Below are 13,770 nucleotides of genomic sequence, written 5' to 3' on the forward strand. Positions count from 1 at the left end.
AAGGTGAGAAAAGCAGCAGCCCCTGTTTAGGAGCAGCAGCAGTGGGGAACAGTGAGGGTATGGGAAGCTCCGTAACCTCCAAGCTCCGCGCTGTCCTGTTCGACCGGGACGGGACCCTGGTGGTCGATGTGCCCTACAACGGGGACCCCGGCCTGGTCACACCAATGCCCGGCGCCAAGGCAGTCCTGGATGCACTCCGCGCCGACGGGATAGCAACCGGAGTCATCAGCAACCAGTCGGGCATTGCCCGCGGCTTTATCACCGCGGACAACGTGGCGGCCGTGAACTCCAGGGTCGAGGAACTGCTCGGCCCCTTTGACGTGTGGGAGGTGTGCCCGCATTCCGAGCAGGACCGCTGCGCCTGCCGCAAGCCTGAACCCGGTATGGTGCACAGTGCCTGCCGCAAACTTGGGATCCAGGAAGCGGAGGCGGCGCTCATCGGCGATATTGGCGCTGACGTCCGTGCCGCCGAAGCAGCCGGAGCAACCGGTGTCCTGGTGCCAACGCCCGTGACCCGAGCCGAGGAAGTGGCCGACGCCCAACTGGTGGCCCGGAACCTGGCCGAGGCCGTCTCACTGCTGTCGGAGCGGCCCTGATGGGCCGCGTCCTGGTGGCACGCCTGGACAGCATGGGCGACGTTCTCCTGGCCGGACCCGCCGTACGGGCGGTGGCCAACGGCCGGTTTACCAACGGAAGCCGGCCGAACCATGTAGTGATGCTCTGCGGAAGGCAGGGCGAGGCAGCGGCGGGTATGCTGCCCGGTGCCGCGGAGGTTTACAGCTGGGACAGCCCGTGGATCATGAATCCCGCGCCCAAGATGACCGGCCCGCACGCTGACAGGCTCATCGAATACGTACGGAACTCGAGGATCACCGAAGCCGTCATCCTCACCTCCTTCCACCAGTCGCCCCTGCCGCTGGCTCTGCTCCTCCGGCTGGCCGGCGTCGAACGAATCACCGGTGCCTCCACTGATTACGCGGGTTCCCTGCTGGACGTCCGGCTCAAACCGGGCGAAGACTTCCCGGAGGACCAGCCCGAGGCGGAACGGGCGCTGGGCATTGCGGAGGCAGGAGGATTCCGCCTTCCGCAGGGCGACGACGGAAAACTCCGCCTCACGTCCGTGCCCGATGTCCGCGATTTGGTGGGTGATGACCCCTACGTGGTGGTCCACCCCGGAGCGGCCGTCCCTGCCAGGGCCTGGCCGCCGCTGCACCATGCGGCAGCCGTCGAACTTCTCCAGGGCGCAGGCCACCGTGTTGTGGTGACCGGCGGTCCCGGGGAGACTTCGCTGACCGCCACCGTCGCGGGGCCATCTGCCCTCGACCTGGGCGGGCGCACAGACCTCCACACCCTGGCTGGGGTTATGGCGGGGGCGGATGCTGTGGTCACCGGCAATACCGGGCCCGCACACCTCGCGGCAGCCGTGGGCACCCCCGTAGCGTGCCTTTTTTCGCCCGTGGTCCCGGCCATCCGCTGGGCACCGTACGGGGTATCACTGGAGCTGCTCGGCGACCAGAACGCCGCCTGCCGGATGACCCGGGCCCGTGTCTGCCCTGTTCCCGGCCACCCCTGCCTTGACTCCGTTTCGCCGGAGGAGGTGGTGGCGGCCGTAGAACGCCTGATCGGCGGAGTCAGCTCCTTCAGCACCCACGTCAGCACCCGTAGAAAGGCCCGCAACAGATGAGAATCCTGCTCTGGCACGTCCACGGTTCCTGGACGGACGCCTTCGTCCGCGGCCGTCATGAGTACCTCCTGCCCATCCTGCCCGAAGGCGGTGGCTGGGGGCTTGGCCGTGCCGGGAGGGACTGGCCCCAGTCAGTGCGGGAGGTGGACCTGGCAACGCTGGAGGCTGACGCCGTTGACGCCGTCGTCCTTCAACGCCCTGAGGAAATTGACGAAATTGCCCGGCTGCTGGGCAGGCGGCCAGGCGTTGACCTGCCCGCCGTGTACCTCGAACACAACACCCCCAAGACCGACTTTCCTTTCGCCCGGCACCCGCTCGCGGACCAGGACCGCATCCCCCTGGTGCACGTCACCCATTTCAACAAGCTCGCCTGGGATAACGGTTCAGCCCGCAGCCTGGTGATCGAACACGGGATTCCGGACCCGGGCCAGCTCTACACGGGGGAACTGCCGGAGCTGGGGGTGGTGGTGAACGAGCCCATCCGCCGCGGCCGCGTTACCGGTACCGATTTGCTGCCCGCCTTCGCGTCAGTGGCGCCGCTGCAGGTCTTCGGCATGAAGACTGACGGCCTGGCCGCCGCCGCGGGGATTGACGAGGCCCGGTTGACGGTTCGCGGAGACTTGAAGACCAAAGAGCTGCATCGTGAGTTGGCCCGCTGCCGCGTCTATGTGCACCCCATGCGGTGGACCTCGTTGGGATTGTCCCTGCTGGAGGCCATGCACTTGGGGATGCCGGTGGTTGTGCTGGCGGCAACCGAAGCGCCGCGGGCGGTGCCGCCGGAAGCCGGCGCCGTCTCCGCTGACGTTGATGAGCTGCTCCGCTGCGCCCGGCAGCTGGTCGCAAATCCGGAGGAAGCCCGACGGCGGGGCGTCGCTGCCCGTCAGGCGGCGCTGGACCGCTACGGCCTGGGCAAGTTCCAGGACCGCTGGGATGAGCTCCTGGCGGACCTGGCCGGCCGGCCCCGGCGCCCCGGCAACGAACGTTCGGACGAGAAGATCCTTGTGCCGGCGGGAGAGAGGAAGACCCCATGAAGATCTCGATGATTTCCGAGCACGCCAGTCCGCTGGCGGCATTGGGCGGGGTGGATGCCGGCGGGCAGAACGTGCACGTTGCCGCGCTGTCCGAAGCCCTGGCGAAGCGGGGCCACCACGTGACTGTTTATACGCGCAGGGATGCAACGGAGCTTCCAGCCAGGGTCCGCGTGGGAAGCCGCCTGGAAGTGGTCCACGTTGACGCCGGCCCGGCGCGCCATGTTCCCAAGGACGAACTGCTGCCCTACATGGGAGAACTTGCCGACGGCGTTGCCAAGGACTGGAGCCAGCGGCCGCCGGACGTGGTGCATGGGCATTTCTGGATGTCCGGCCTGGCCGCCCTGGACGCCGCCCGGCGGCCGGACCAGGGCTACCGGGTGCCCGTCATCCAGACCTTCCACGCGCTGGGCACGGTCAAGCGGCGGCACCAGGGCTCAGAGGACACCAGCCCGCTGGAACGGCGCTGGCTGGAGCCCGGTGTGGGACGTTCCGCGGACCGGATCGTCGCCACCTGCTCCGACGAGGTCTTCGAACTCAAGGCCATGGGAATCAACACAGGCAAGATTTCCATTGCCCCGTGCGGTGTTGACCTCGGATTTTTCTCCCACGAGGGTCCCGTCGCTGCCAGGAAGCGCACCCACCGCATCCTCTCTGTGGGCCGCTTGGTGCCGCGCAAGGGTGTGGACCTGGTGATCCGGGCGCTCCCGTACCTGCGCGAGGCGGGCTTCGACGACGTCGAACTCCTGATTGTGGGCGGCGGCGGAGACTCCGGTGCGCTCCATGCCGACCCCGAGGTGCGCCGCCTGATGGACCTGGCAGCGGAACTGGGCCTTTCGGACCAGGTGACCCTGCAGGGCCAGGTGTCCCGCGGCGAAATGCCCGGAATTTTCCGCAGCGCCGATGCGGTGGTGTGCGCACCCTGGTACGAACCTTTCGGCATCGTCCCGCTGGAGGCCATGGCCTGCGGCGTTCCGGTGGTTGCTGCCGCAGTGGGCGGACTGCGGGACACGGTGGTTGACCACGGAACCGGCCTGCACGTGCCGCCGCGGGACCCGGAAGCCATCGCATCAGCGCTCGCCCTGCTGCTGGAGAACCCAGCGCTGCGCGCCGAGCTCGGCAGCGCAGGCAAGAAACGTGCCCGGACAAGGTATTCCTGGGACCGGGTGGCGGCCGAAACCGAAAAGGCTTACCAGCTGGCGGTGGCCGGGGCTGCCGCCGGCGTGGTCCCGATGGAAGGAGCGGCACTATGACTGCAGAACCGTCCCTGCGTGAGGCTGGCCTGCAAACTTTGTCAGCACGTGAGGCATTGCCCGCAGTGCTGCCGGATGCCGCCATTGTGAATCCGGAGAGTGTGGATGCGGTCCGCGTCCATCTGGACAACGTGGTACCGGCGCTCGACTCGCTGCGGAGCCAGTCCGGCCGGCTCGCGGCCTGGGGTGTGGAGCTGGCCCAGCGCCTGCTCCGCGGCCAGCGCCTTCTCGCCGCCGGAAACGGCGGTTCAGCCGCCGAAGCCCAGCACCTCACCGCGGAGCTCGTGGGGAGGTTCGACGGCGAGCGGGTTCCGTTTTCTGCCATTTCCCTGCACGCGGAGTCCTCAGCCGTGACGGCCATCGCCAATGATTACGGCTACGACGACGTCTTCGCGCGCCAGGTCCGGGCGCACGGCCGGTCCGGCGACGTGCTGATACTGCTGTCCACGAGCGGCAAGAGCCCCAACCTGCTGAGGGCAGCCGAGGTTGCGGCACGCCTGAACGTCACCACGTGGGCGCTTACCGGCGCCGGCCCCAACCCACTGGCCGACGCTTGCGACCAGGCCGTGATGATCGATGCCCTTAACGCTAACGCGCAGGAAGGCCACCTCATCGCACTGCACGCGATCTGCCGCGCCTTTGACCTGGAAGTTGCCGGCCATAGTTCCACCGATGCCTGGACCCTGCAGAGTCAGGGCCTGCAGCAGCGGGGTGGCCGGGCATGAGGATCGTAGTGGTGGGCGATGTGATGCTGGACGTGGACCTCTCCGGTGAAGCCACACGCCTGAGCCCCGACGCGCCGGTGCCCGTGGTGGATGTGTCCGGCATCAAGCGCCGTGCCGGGGGAGCCGGGCTGGTGGCCCGGATGCTCGCCGAGGACAGCTGGCCTGTCACGCTGGTCACGGTCCTGGGTGATGACGACGCCGGCCGGCAGCTTGAAGCGCACCTCGCCGCGGTGCGGCTCGTGGCAGGTCCAAGCGGCCATCCTTCGCCGGTGAAGACCCGCGTGCGGGCCGGATCACATCCGGTGGTCCGGTTCGATCAGGGCTGCGAAAAGGCCCCAGTCCCCGAGGTCAGTCCCGCCATGCTCCGCGAGGTGGAGAAGGCAGGCGTGATTATTGTTGCCGACTACGGCCGCGGACTGGCGGCCAACCATCAGCTGCGGGAGCTCCTCACCCGGCTTGCCGGCCACGTGCCCATCGTGTGGGACCCGCATCCTGCCGGGCCGGATCCGGTGCCCGGTGTCGCCGTCGTAACGCCCAACCTGGCTGAGGCACAGAAGGCGGTGCAGTCGCGGGGTGGAAGAGGTGCTGGCCCGCGGAATGACGGCTCGCCGCAGGACCGGGCGCAGGACCGTACGTGGGCGGCCGCAGGGGATTCCGCTGGGAAGCCTGCCCCTGGGAATGCTGCAGCCGGGGATCCTGCCGCCGAAGTTGGCAGTGTCCTGCTGGAGGAATGGGGCAGCCAGGCTGTCCTGGTCACCAAGGGCGAACAGGGCGCCATCCTGTGCCGGCGGGACCAGAGCCCCCGGACCATTCCGGCGCCGCGGGTGGAAGCCGGTGATCCCTGCGGAGCCGGTGACCGGCTCGCAGCCAGCCTCGCCGTCCACCTTCTGGCGGGCCGGGACCTTGTCAAAGCTGCGGAACTTGCGGTCCATGACGCTGCCGACTTCCTCGCCAGCGGCGGGGTGTCTGCCCTTCCTGACACGGACGGGGAACCTGCGCAGCCAAAGCCGCGCGTCAACGACCCTCTGTTGCTGGCCCGCGCAGTGAGGGAGAACGGCGGCAAGGTCGTGGCCACCGGCGGGTGTTTCGACCTGCTGCACGCCGGGCACGTCCGGTCCCTGGCAGCGGCCCGCGAGCTGGGCGACTGCCTGATCGTCTGCCTCAACTCGGACGACTCCGTGCGGCGGCTGAAGGGTCCGGAGCGTCCCATTATCGGCCAGCACGACAGGGCCGAACTGCTCCTCGCCATGGAATGCGTGGACGCCGTGATGGTTTTCGATGAAGACACCCCCGAGGCAGCCCTCGAACGCCTTCGCCCTGACATTTGGGTCAAAGGCGGCGACTACAAAGGCGCCAGCCTGCCGGAAGCCAGCCTCGTGGAGAGCTGGGGCGGGCGCTGCCTCACCGTTCCGTACCATCCTGCCCGCTCCACCACGGGCCTGGCCGATGCCCTCGCCAAGGTCAGCTGACCGGCCAGCGAGCTGACCCTGGTGAGCTGGCCAGCCAGTGACTGACCGCACTACCTAAAGTTTTTGTATTTCCCATTGAAAGGAACATCATGACTGCAGATTCAAATTCACCCGGCCGCGTGCTCGTGACCGGAGGTGCCTCCGGACTGGGGGCCGCCGTCGTCGATGCCGTCCTGAAAGCGGGCGGCACCCCGGTGGTGCTGGACCGCGACATCAGTAGCGTGTCTGCCGTGAAGGCGTTTGAAGTGGATGTCTCGGACCGGCAGGCCGTGGAGGCCGCCGTAAAGGAAGCCGCGGAATCCCTCGGTGGACTCGAAGCAGTGGTCACAGCCGCCGGGATCGACCGCTGCGGCAAGCTCGCCGACGTCGAGGCAACGGAGTGGGAAAAGGTCATTGGCGTGAATCTGATGGGCACCGTATCCGTTGTCCGTGCAGCCCTGCCGTACCTCAAGTCCTCCCACGGCAGGGTGGTGACCATCGCCTCAACGCTGGGCAAGCGCGCCGTGGCTGATGCCACCGCCTACTGCGCCTCCAAGTTCGGCGTGGTGGGCTTCAGCCACGCGCTGGCGGCTGAAACCGGCGGCGAAATCGGCGTGACCACCATTATTCCGGGCGGAATGAAGACCCGCTTCTTCGACGACCGCACGGAGCAGTACAAGCCGCAGGACGATTCCCGGCTCAACGACCCCGCCAACACGGCACAGGCCATCCTGTTCGCCTTGAACCAGCCCACCGGGTGCGAGGTCCGCGAGATGTTGATCTGCCACGAGGAAGAGGGCTCCTGGCCCTAAAACCGCAATTAACCAGGCCGGAACCGACGGGAGGAACTTCATGACCACCATTGCCACAGAAACCACTGCACGTCCGGAAGCCGCCGACAGCAGCGGCATTACCATCCGGAACCCCCGAACCGGTGATGTCCTTTGGACTGTGCCGGAGGCCGAACCCGAGGCGGTGGCCCAAGCAGTAGAGGTGGCACGGAGCGCTGCGGCGGATTGGGCTTCTACTGCCCCGGCCGAGCGGGGCGCGGCAGTCCGTGCCGCGGCCAAAGCGCTCGCTGCGGCGGCCGGGGAACTGGCGGAATTGAACGCCAGCGAAACCGGGCGTCCCGTGGAGGAATCGCTCGCCGGCATCGGCGCGGCGGTTTCCACGCTGGAACAGTACGCGGAGCTGGCGCCTATCCACCGCGGCCACAGCCTGCGCGGCAACCGTCTCGCGTCCGATTACACCGTGGCTGAACCGCGCGGCGTAGCTGTCCTGCTTACCCCGTGGAATGATCCGGTTGCGGTGGCATGCGGCCTGATCGGGGCCGCGCTGGCCACCGGCAACACCGTCGTGCACAAGCCAAGCGAGCGTTGCCCGCGGCTGGGCGAGGCGCTCGGCGAAGTCCTGGCACCTGCGTTTCCGCCCGGTGTGTTCCAGACGGTTTCAGGCGGCGCCGGCGTCGGGGCACTTCTCGCCCAGTCCGAGGTGGACGTTATTGCCCACGTGGGCTCCAGCGCAGCCGGCGCCCGGATCGCCAGGGCCGGGGCTCTGACGGGTGCACATGTCATCCGGGAAAACGGCGGAAACGATCCGCTGCTGGTGGACCGCGACGTTGACCCCTCATGGGCGGCCGAGCAGGCGGCGATCGGTGCCTTCAGCAACAGCGGCCAGATCTGCGTGGCAGTTGAGCGGATCTATGTCCACGAGGACATTGCGGCCGAGTTCTGCAAGGCCCTCGAGGCTGAAGCGGCGCTCCGCAACAACAACGGGACAATGGCCCCGCTCGTGGACCTCCGGATGCGGGACGAGGTCCACGCGCAGGTCAGCGATGCGTTGAGCCAGGGGGCCGATGCCGTGGAGGGCGGCGTCCTCCCGGACGGGCCGGGCTCCTTCTACCCCGCCACCGTGCTGCTGGAATGCACGGACCGGATGCAGGTGATGACGGAGGAAACCTTTGGGCCGGTCGCCCCCGTGCAGGTGGTGAAATCGTTCGACGACGGCCTCCGCCTTGCGTGCAGCGGCAGGTATGGCCTGGCCGCTACCGTCCTCAGCGGCAACATCGCCCACATCCAGCAGGCGGTCGCCGCCCTCCCGGTGGGAACCGTCAAGATCAACGCGGTGTTCGGCGGCGCGCCCGGCGGCGCTGCCCAGCCACGCGGCGAAAGCGGCGCGGGCTTCGGCTACGGCCCGGAGCTCCTGGACGAGTTCAGCCGGGTCAAAGTGGTGCACATTGCGGCGCCGCCGGCTGTAGCTGCTGATACGGCTGGCGGGGAATCTGCGGCTGAACACTCCGATGTTGCACGCTCCGATGTTGCACACCGGGACGAGTCATGAGCCTGTCACCCGGCAACCTGCCTGCCGACCTGCCAGACAGCATGGCAAAAGAGCCTGGCGACGTTGACCTTTCGAGCCAGCGGGCACTGTCCGAGTGGCTGCCAGGGCGGTTGGCGGCGGAAGAGCCGGCGATCCTCGTGATCGGCGACCTGATGCTGGACGGCTGGTGGAGCGGCAGCATTGAACGGCTCTGCCGCGAAGCCCCGGCACCGGTGGTGGACGTGCAGGCCCGCGAGTCCGTTCCGGGCGGGGCCGCCAATACTGCCATGAACCTGGCCGCCCTTGGGGCCCGGGTGTCCGTGGCGGGCATCATCGGAACCGACGACGCCGGCGCGGACCTGCGCGCGCAGCTTGTGGCTGCAGGCATCGACACCAGACACCTGCACAGCCACCCGGACATGGTGACCACCACCAAGATCCGGATCAGCAGCGGCGGGCAGGTCATGCTCCGCATTGACGACTCCGCCAAGACGGTGCCGGCCGAGGCGCTGGCGGCACTGGCTGCTTCGGTGCGGGCCGCCGTCGAACAGCAGGACGCGGTGCTGGTCTGCGATTACGCCAACGGGGTGTTGGCGGACCCGGTTCGTGCCAGCCTGGTGGACGCGCTCGCCGGCCCCGCATCCGGCGCTTCGGACCGGCCGCTGCTGGTGGTGGACTCCCACGACCCCCGGCCCTGGGCGCCGCTCCGCCCGGACCTGGTGACGCCGAACGCGCAGGAAGCCGCGCGGATGCTGGACCTGCGGCTTCCCGACGGCCAGGACAGGGTGGAAGCGGTGAGCAAGCATGCCGATGCGCTGCTGGAAGCCACGGGGGCAGGGGCCGTGGTGGTCACTTTGGACCGTGATGGCACCGTGCTGTTGAGGCCCGACGGCGTGACGCACCGTACGTGGGCCCGCCCGGCTGCGGAAAAGCAGGCTTCCGGTGCGGGCGACACGTTCGTGGCGGCGCTGACGCTGGCGCGCTCAGCCGGGCTGCCCTTGACGGCGAGCCTGGACCTGGCGCAGTCGGCCGCAGATGTGGTGGTGCACCAGCCGGGCACGTCGGTCTGCAGTACTGGCCAGCTGAGCCGGTACCTCAAGGCCTTTGCTGACACGGCCCTGGGTGCCGATGAACTGCAACGGCAACTGGAGCTGCACCGGGTCCAGGGCCAGCGCATCGTGCTGACCAACGGCTGCTTCGACGTCCTGCACAGCGGCCACACCCGCTACCTCAACCAGGCAAAACAGCTGGGGGACGTGCTGGTGGTGGCGCTGAACAGCGACGACTCCGTGCGAAAGCTCAAGGGCGCCGGCCGGCCCATCAACGGGGTGGCGGACCGCGCCGCCGTGGTAGCGGCGTTGAGCTGCGTGGACTACGTCACCGTCTTTGACACTCCCACCGCCGCCCCGCTGATCACGCAGCTCCGTCCCGAGGTCTATGCCAAGGGCGGGGACTACTCTCCGGAGATGCTCGCCGAAACGCCCGCCGTGGAAGAGTACGGCGGTCGGGTGGCCATTTTGGACTATGTAGCGGAACGGTCCACCACTGCCGTGGTGAAGCGTATCCGTGAGGGCGACGGAGCTGTGCCCACCAACTGAGTGCGGAGCAATCAGGGCTGCTGAAACCAATTAGGGTTGAAGCATGACTGAAGCGTGGCACGGGTAATGGCAAAACGCGGAAGGTCAGGTGGCCGGAACGGACTGCGCGCCGTGGCGGGAGTGGTGGACGTCCCGGCAGGAGCCCGCCTCAGCGGGCCTGTTGAAGGGGTCTATTACATCGACACCGGCGACTGCGAGCTGATCTCGGACCAGGATAACTCCACCGGCTGGCTCCTGAAGATCAACGGCGTCATGAGTTCCCACATCGACCTCGCAGACCCGCTGTTCCTGGACTTCGAGTACATGCGCTGGATGGCTGCGCTCATCGAGTCGCGCTGGCCGGTGCAGGGCGCTGCAGGCACCAAGCCCAAGCTGCGTGGCCTGCACCTGGGCGGCGGCGCCTGCTCCCTTGCCCGCTACTTCCACGCTGTGTATCCCGACGCCCGGCAGGTAGTGGTGGAGCTGGATGGCAAGCTGGCCGAGTACGTGCGCGGTTGGTTCGACCTGCCTAAGGCGCCGCTGCTGCGCCTGCGGGTAGGGGAGGCCCGCGAGGTCACCGAAGCGCTGACCGCCGAGACCCGGGACTTTATCGTCCGGGATGTATTCGCCGGTTCCCTGACCCCGCGCCCGCTGACCACCGCGGAGTTCAACCAGCACGTCAAGCGCGTCCTGGCGCCTGGCGGCCTGTATGTGGTGAACTCCGGCGACGCACCTGATTTGAAGAACGCCCGCGAGGACGCCGCCACCATTGCGGCCGCCTTCAAGCACACCATGATCATCGCCGACCCTGCCATGCTCAAGGGCCGCCGCTACGGAAACATGGTGATGGCCGGCAGCGATGCCCCTTTCGGCGACGACCCGAAGCTCGCCCGCCGGCTCCTGGGCGGCGCTGTCCCGGCGCACTTGTGGGAGGACGCCCAAGTGCGCGCCTTCGCGGCAGGATCACCCGTGCGCCACGACCCGCCTGCGGTGTAGCTCAATCACCTCGACCCCGGCCCAGCAGCCACTCCCGGTGCTCGGCCATCAGCTCCCGCAGCGCATACACTACCGCCGCCACCGCAGGCCGCCGCAGGGAGTCCGGCCGCAGCACCATCCAATACGGCAGCAGTTCGGCGATCTCGGACGGCAACAGGCGGACCAGATCGTTGTGCAGGTCGCCCATGAAGCAGGGCAGGAAACCGATGCCGGCTCCGGCCCGGGTTGCCTCCACGTGGACAAACACGTTGGTGGAGGTGAGGCCGTCGCGCATGGCGGGCACCAGCCTTCGTGGAGCGTCCAGGTCGTCCACCTGCAGCATCGAATCCACGAAGTAGACCAGCGGATGCTCGTTGAGTTCGGTCACCGTGGCGGGGGTCCCATGCTCCTCAAGGTAGGCGCGGGAGGCGTACATCCCCAGCATGTACTCGCCCAGCCGCACGGCCTCGGCCCGGTGCACCTGCGGTTCGCCCACTACCACCTCGATGTCCAGGCCCGAGCGCTGCTGCAGCGCCCGCCGGGTCATGGTCACCACCTCCACACAGAGCCCCGGGTGGTCCCGGCGCAGCCGCGCCACGGCGGGCGCGGCGATGTAGGCGCTGAACCCGTCGGTCGCCGTCATGCGGACGACGCCGGTAATCGGGTCGGGAGCCTGCCCGGCAGCTCCCAGCGTGCCCATCACAGCTTCCACCTGCTCACCGACCTGCACCGCCCGGGCTCCCAGTTCCGTCAGCTCCCACCCGCCGGTGGCGCGTGCCAGGACCCTTCCGCCGAGCGCCTTCTCCAAGGCGGCGATCCGGCGCGAGACCGTGGTGTGGTTGAGCCCCAAGGCCTGGGCCGCCGTCGTAAATCTTGCTGAACGGGAAACCGCAAGAAGTACCAGCAGGTCATCGGGGTTGGCTTTCATATCTGCAATTGTGCACACGTTTGGTGCTGCTTTGGTTATTGATAGTGCATGTCTGTGCAGTAATACTCGGTGAAGCCATGAGTGCTGACGATCACAGCACGTGTCATCGTGGACACCGAGGAGCTTGCTATGGAAAACACTTTGAACGGACGTAAGGCCCTGGTCACCGGCGGGGCCAGCGGCATCGGCGCAGCCTGCGTCCGTGAGCTGGCAGCACGGGGAGCGAAGGTGGTGGTGGCCGACGTCGACTCCGCCGGCGCCGCCGCGCTCGCCGACGAGGTGGGTGGCACGGCCTGGACCGTTGACCTGCTGGATGTGGACTCGCTTGCCACCCTGACCCTGGACTGCGACATCCTGGTGAACAACGCCGGGATCCAGCGCATCAGCCCCATCGAGGAGTTCGATCCGGTGGCGTTCCGCCGGATCATCGCCCTGATGCTGGAGGCGCCGTTCCTGCTGATCCGGGCTGCCTTGCCGCACATGTACACCAACGGGTTCGGCCGGATCATCAACCTGTCTTCGGTGCACGGGATCCGGGCCTCGCCGTTCAAAAGCGCCTATGTCTCGGCCAAGCACGGCCTGGAAGGGCTGAGCAAGGTCACGGCGCTCGAAGGCGGAGACCATGGTGTCACGTCCAACTGCATCAATCCGGGGTACGTGCGCACGCCCCTGGTGGAGAAGCAGCTCGCGGACCAGGCGCAGGTACACGGCATCCCTGAGTCCGAAGTCCTGGCCAAGGTGATGCTCACCGAGTCCGCCATCAAGCGGCTGGTGGAGCCGGAGGAAGTCGCGTCACTGGTCGCCTGGCTGGCCTCGGACCACGCCGGCATGGTGACCGGAGCCAGCTACACGATGGACGGCGGCTGGTCGGCCCGCTAGCTGCGCGCGCCAGTGTCCCTCAATAGCTGGACTGGCCGCATCAGCGGCTAGTCCAGTTTTTTGAGCTGCCGGTAGTCGTAGAAGAAGACTCCCTGGGCGGTATCCACGCCCGCGGATGTCCCTTGCAGGAATACCACCACGCCCTCGCGCCGGCCCTTGAACGGATCGTCGCCCACCACGGCATCGCCGATCCGGTATGGGGACTGCGGCGTGAAGATCCTTCGTGCCCGGCTCCACGCCCGTGCCGCGACCGAGGTCAGGCTGACAGGCCGGCCCATACTGGACAGGTCTTGGACAACGGCTCTCACCATGCGTACCAACTCCTTGCGTGCGGCGGTCTGCCGCTGCCTGGCGGTGCAGGTTGACCGGAACGCTCCCAGCGCGAGGGCGGCCCTCCAATTCCGGCTTGCACCTTACGCCAACGTTAGGCGCTATTCACATCAGTCACACCAGTAACAGGTACTCACATTTTTGGAGCGCCCATACTCGTTCGCGCCGGGTACTTGGATCGCCTGTCAGCCCGGTCTTGGTGGTCCGCTTTACCTTGCGCTTGGCACTTGGCCGTTGACGATGTCATCGGCGTTCTCGAACGCCCACTCCACCAGCGGGACCAGGAGGGCGCTCAGTTCATACCCGCGCTCCGTGAGGCTGTAGTCCACCCGTGGCGGAATGACGGGCTGGGCGGTCCGCGTGACCAGACCGTCGCGCTCAAGGGTCTTCAGGGTCTGGGCCAGCATCTTCTCGCTGATGCCTTCGGCCCGCCGTCGCAAGTCGCTCCATCGCTGCTCGCCCTCGGACAGGGCCAGCAGGATCAGCACGCCCCATTTGCTGGTGATGTGATCCAGGACCGTCCGGCTGGGGCACCCGGCCGGGAACACGCCGTCGGCAAGGGCAGCCGGAAGGGGTGCTGCGTGATCCGTCGTGCCCCGGGTACTTACTTTCATGTTAGTACCT

The 13,770-nt window shown here is 67.7% G+C and carries 14 protein-coding genes; 11 read left to right on the forward strand and 3 right to left on the reverse strand.

What is annotated here, in order from left to right; genetic code table 11:
- Window positions 1-59 precede the first annotated feature (59 nt).
- The 10 genes from M1E07_RS03480 to M1E07_RS03525 all read left to right on the forward strand — a co-directional run bounded on the left by M1E07_RS03480 (window position 60) and on the right by M1E07_RS03525 (window position 11,030).
- On the forward strand, window positions 60-596 hold the full coding sequence (locus tag M1E07_RS03480) for a D-glycero-alpha-D-manno-heptose-1,7-bisphosphate 7-phosphatase (RefSeq protein ID WP_461188906.1): 537 nt from the start codon (window positions 60-62) through the stop codon (window positions 594-596).
- Entirely contained in the window at window positions 596-1,684 is a 1,089-nt protein-coding gene (locus M1E07_RS03485) for a glycosyltransferase family 9 protein (RefSeq protein WP_461188907.1), read from the forward strand. Before M1E07_RS03480 ends, M1E07_RS03485 begins: the two co-directional genes overlap by 1 nt.
- The gene (locus tag M1E07_RS03490; RefSeq protein ID WP_461188908.1) at window positions 1,681-2,715 is read left to right on the forward strand and encodes a glycosyltransferase; all 1,035 of its coding nucleotides are present in this window, start codon (window positions 1,681-1,683) and stop codon (window positions 2,713-2,715) included. The genes M1E07_RS03485 and M1E07_RS03490 overlap by 4 nt, the downstream gene beginning before the upstream one ends.
- Window positions 2,712-3,965, forward strand: coding sequence for a glycosyltransferase (locus M1E07_RS03495; RefSeq protein WP_461188909.1), 1,254 nt, complete (start codon window positions 2,712-2,714; stop codon window positions 3,963-3,965). The genes M1E07_RS03490 and M1E07_RS03495 overlap by 4 nt, the downstream gene beginning before the upstream one ends.
- Window positions 3,962-4,690, forward strand: coding sequence for a D-sedoheptulose-7-phosphate isomerase (locus M1E07_RS03500; RefSeq protein ID WP_461188910.1), 729 nt, complete (start codon window positions 3,962-3,964; stop codon window positions 4,688-4,690). Before M1E07_RS03495 ends, M1E07_RS03500 begins: the two co-directional genes overlap by 4 nt.
- Window positions 4,687-6,159: a PfkB family carbohydrate kinase gene (locus M1E07_RS03505; RefSeq protein ID WP_461188911.1), complete on the forward strand. Its 1,473-nt coding sequence runs from the start codon at window positions 4,687-4,689 to the stop codon at window positions 6,157-6,159. Before M1E07_RS03500 ends, M1E07_RS03505 begins: the two co-directional genes overlap by 4 nt.
- A gap of 89 nt (window positions 6,160-6,248) precedes the next feature.
- A complete protein-coding gene (locus M1E07_RS03510) occupies window positions 6,249-6,950 on the forward strand; it encodes an SDR family oxidoreductase (RefSeq protein ID WP_461188912.1) in 702 nt (233 codons plus the stop codon).
- Between the two features lie 40 nt (window positions 6,951-6,990).
- A complete protein-coding gene (locus M1E07_RS03515) occupies window positions 6,991-8,478 on the forward strand; it encodes an aldehyde dehydrogenase family protein (RefSeq protein ID WP_461188913.1) in 1,488 nt (495 codons plus the stop codon).
- Window positions 8,479-8,519: 41 nt separating this feature from the next.
- Entirely contained in the window at window positions 8,520-10,055 is a 1,536-nt protein-coding gene (rfaE2, locus tag M1E07_RS03520; protein WP_461190477.1) for a D-glycero-beta-D-manno-heptose 1-phosphate adenylyltransferase, read from the forward strand.
- Between the two features lie 66 nt (window positions 10,056-10,121).
- Window positions 10,122-11,030, forward strand: coding sequence for a spermidine synthase (locus tag M1E07_RS03525; protein ID WP_461188914.1), 909 nt, complete (start codon window positions 10,122-10,124; stop codon window positions 11,028-11,030).
- A gap of 1 nt (window position 11,031) precedes the next feature.
- Here M1E07_RS03525 and M1E07_RS03530 read toward each other — a convergent pair whose 3' ends face one another.
- Complete coding sequence (locus M1E07_RS03530) at window positions 11,032-11,937, reverse strand: LysR family transcriptional regulator (RefSeq protein ID WP_461188915.1); 906 nt, start codon at window positions 11,935-11,937, stop codon at window positions 11,032-11,034.
- A gap of 129 nt (window positions 11,938-12,066) precedes the next feature.
- Here M1E07_RS03530 and M1E07_RS03535 point away from each other — a divergent pair, with 129 nt between their 5' ends.
- On the forward strand, window positions 12,067-12,816 hold the full coding sequence (locus M1E07_RS03535) for a 3-hydroxybutyrate dehydrogenase (RefSeq protein ID WP_461188916.1): 750 nt from the start codon (window positions 12,067-12,069) through the stop codon (window positions 12,814-12,816).
- A gap of 47 nt (window positions 12,817-12,863) precedes the next feature.
- Here the strand turns inward: M1E07_RS03535 and M1E07_RS03540 are convergent, their stop codons facing one another.
- Window positions 12,864-13,127, reverse strand: a complete 264-nt coding sequence (locus M1E07_RS03540; protein WP_461188917.1) for a hypothetical protein — start codon at window positions 13,125-13,127, stop codon at window positions 12,864-12,866.
- Between the two features lie 228 nt (window positions 13,128-13,355).
- Window positions 13,356-13,760 (reverse strand): winged helix-turn-helix transcriptional regulator, encoded by a 405-nt coding sequence (locus tag M1E07_RS03545; protein ID WP_461188918.1) that lies wholly within the window; start codon window positions 13,758-13,760, stop codon window positions 13,356-13,358.
- Between the last annotated feature and the right edge of the window lie 10 nt (window positions 13,761-13,770).

The organism is Arthrobacter sp. Z4-13 (assembly GCF_054792705.1).

Coding starts and splice junctions, on each gene's coding strand:
- M1E07_RS03480 (WP_461188906.1), top strand. CDS start 60: ATGGGAAGCTCCGTAACCTCCAAGCTCCGCGCTGTCCTGTTCGACCGG.
- M1E07_RS03485 (WP_461188907.1), top strand. CDS start 596: ATGGGCCGCGTCCTGGTGGCACGCCTGGACAGCATGGGCGACGTTCTC.
- M1E07_RS03490 (WP_461188908.1), top strand. CDS start 1,681: ATGAGAATCCTGCTCTGGCACGTCCACGGTTCCTGGACGGACGCCTTC.
- M1E07_RS03495 (WP_461188909.1), top strand. CDS start 2,712: ATGAAGATCTCGATGATTTCCGAGCACGCCAGTCCGCTGGCGGCATTG.
- M1E07_RS03500 (WP_461188910.1), top strand. CDS start 3,962: ATGACTGCAGAACCGTCCCTGCGTGAGGCTGGCCTGCAAACTTTGTCA.
- M1E07_RS03505 (WP_461188911.1), top strand. CDS start 4,687: ATGAGGATCGTAGTGGTGGGCGATGTGATGCTGGACGTGGACCTCTCC.
- M1E07_RS03510 (WP_461188912.1), top strand. CDS start 6,249: ATGACTGCAGATTCAAATTCACCCGGCCGCGTGCTCGTGACCGGAGGT.
- M1E07_RS03515 (WP_461188913.1), top strand. CDS start 6,991: ATGACCACCATTGCCACAGAAACCACTGCACGTCCGGAAGCCGCCGAC.
- rfaE2 (WP_461190477.1), top strand. CDS start 8,520: ATGGCAAAAGAGCCTGGCGACGTTGACCTTTCGAGCCAGCGGGCACTG.
- M1E07_RS03525 (WP_461188914.1), top strand. CDS start 10,122: ATGGCAAAACGCGGAAGGTCAGGTGGCCGGAACGGACTGCGCGCCGTG.
- M1E07_RS03530 (WP_461188915.1), bottom strand. CDS start 11,937: ATGAAAGCCAACCCCGATGACCTGCTGGTACTTCTTGCGGTTTCCCGT.
- M1E07_RS03535 (WP_461188916.1), top strand. CDS start 12,067: ATGGAAAACACTTTGAACGGACGTAAGGCCCTGGTCACCGGCGGGGCC.
- M1E07_RS03540 (WP_461188917.1), bottom strand. CDS start 13,127: ATGGTGAGAGCCGTTGTCCAAGACCTGTCCAGTATGGGCCGGCCTGTC.
- M1E07_RS03545 (WP_461188918.1), bottom strand. CDS start 13,760: ATGAAAGTAAGTACCCGGGGCACGACGGATCACGCAGCACCCCTTCCG.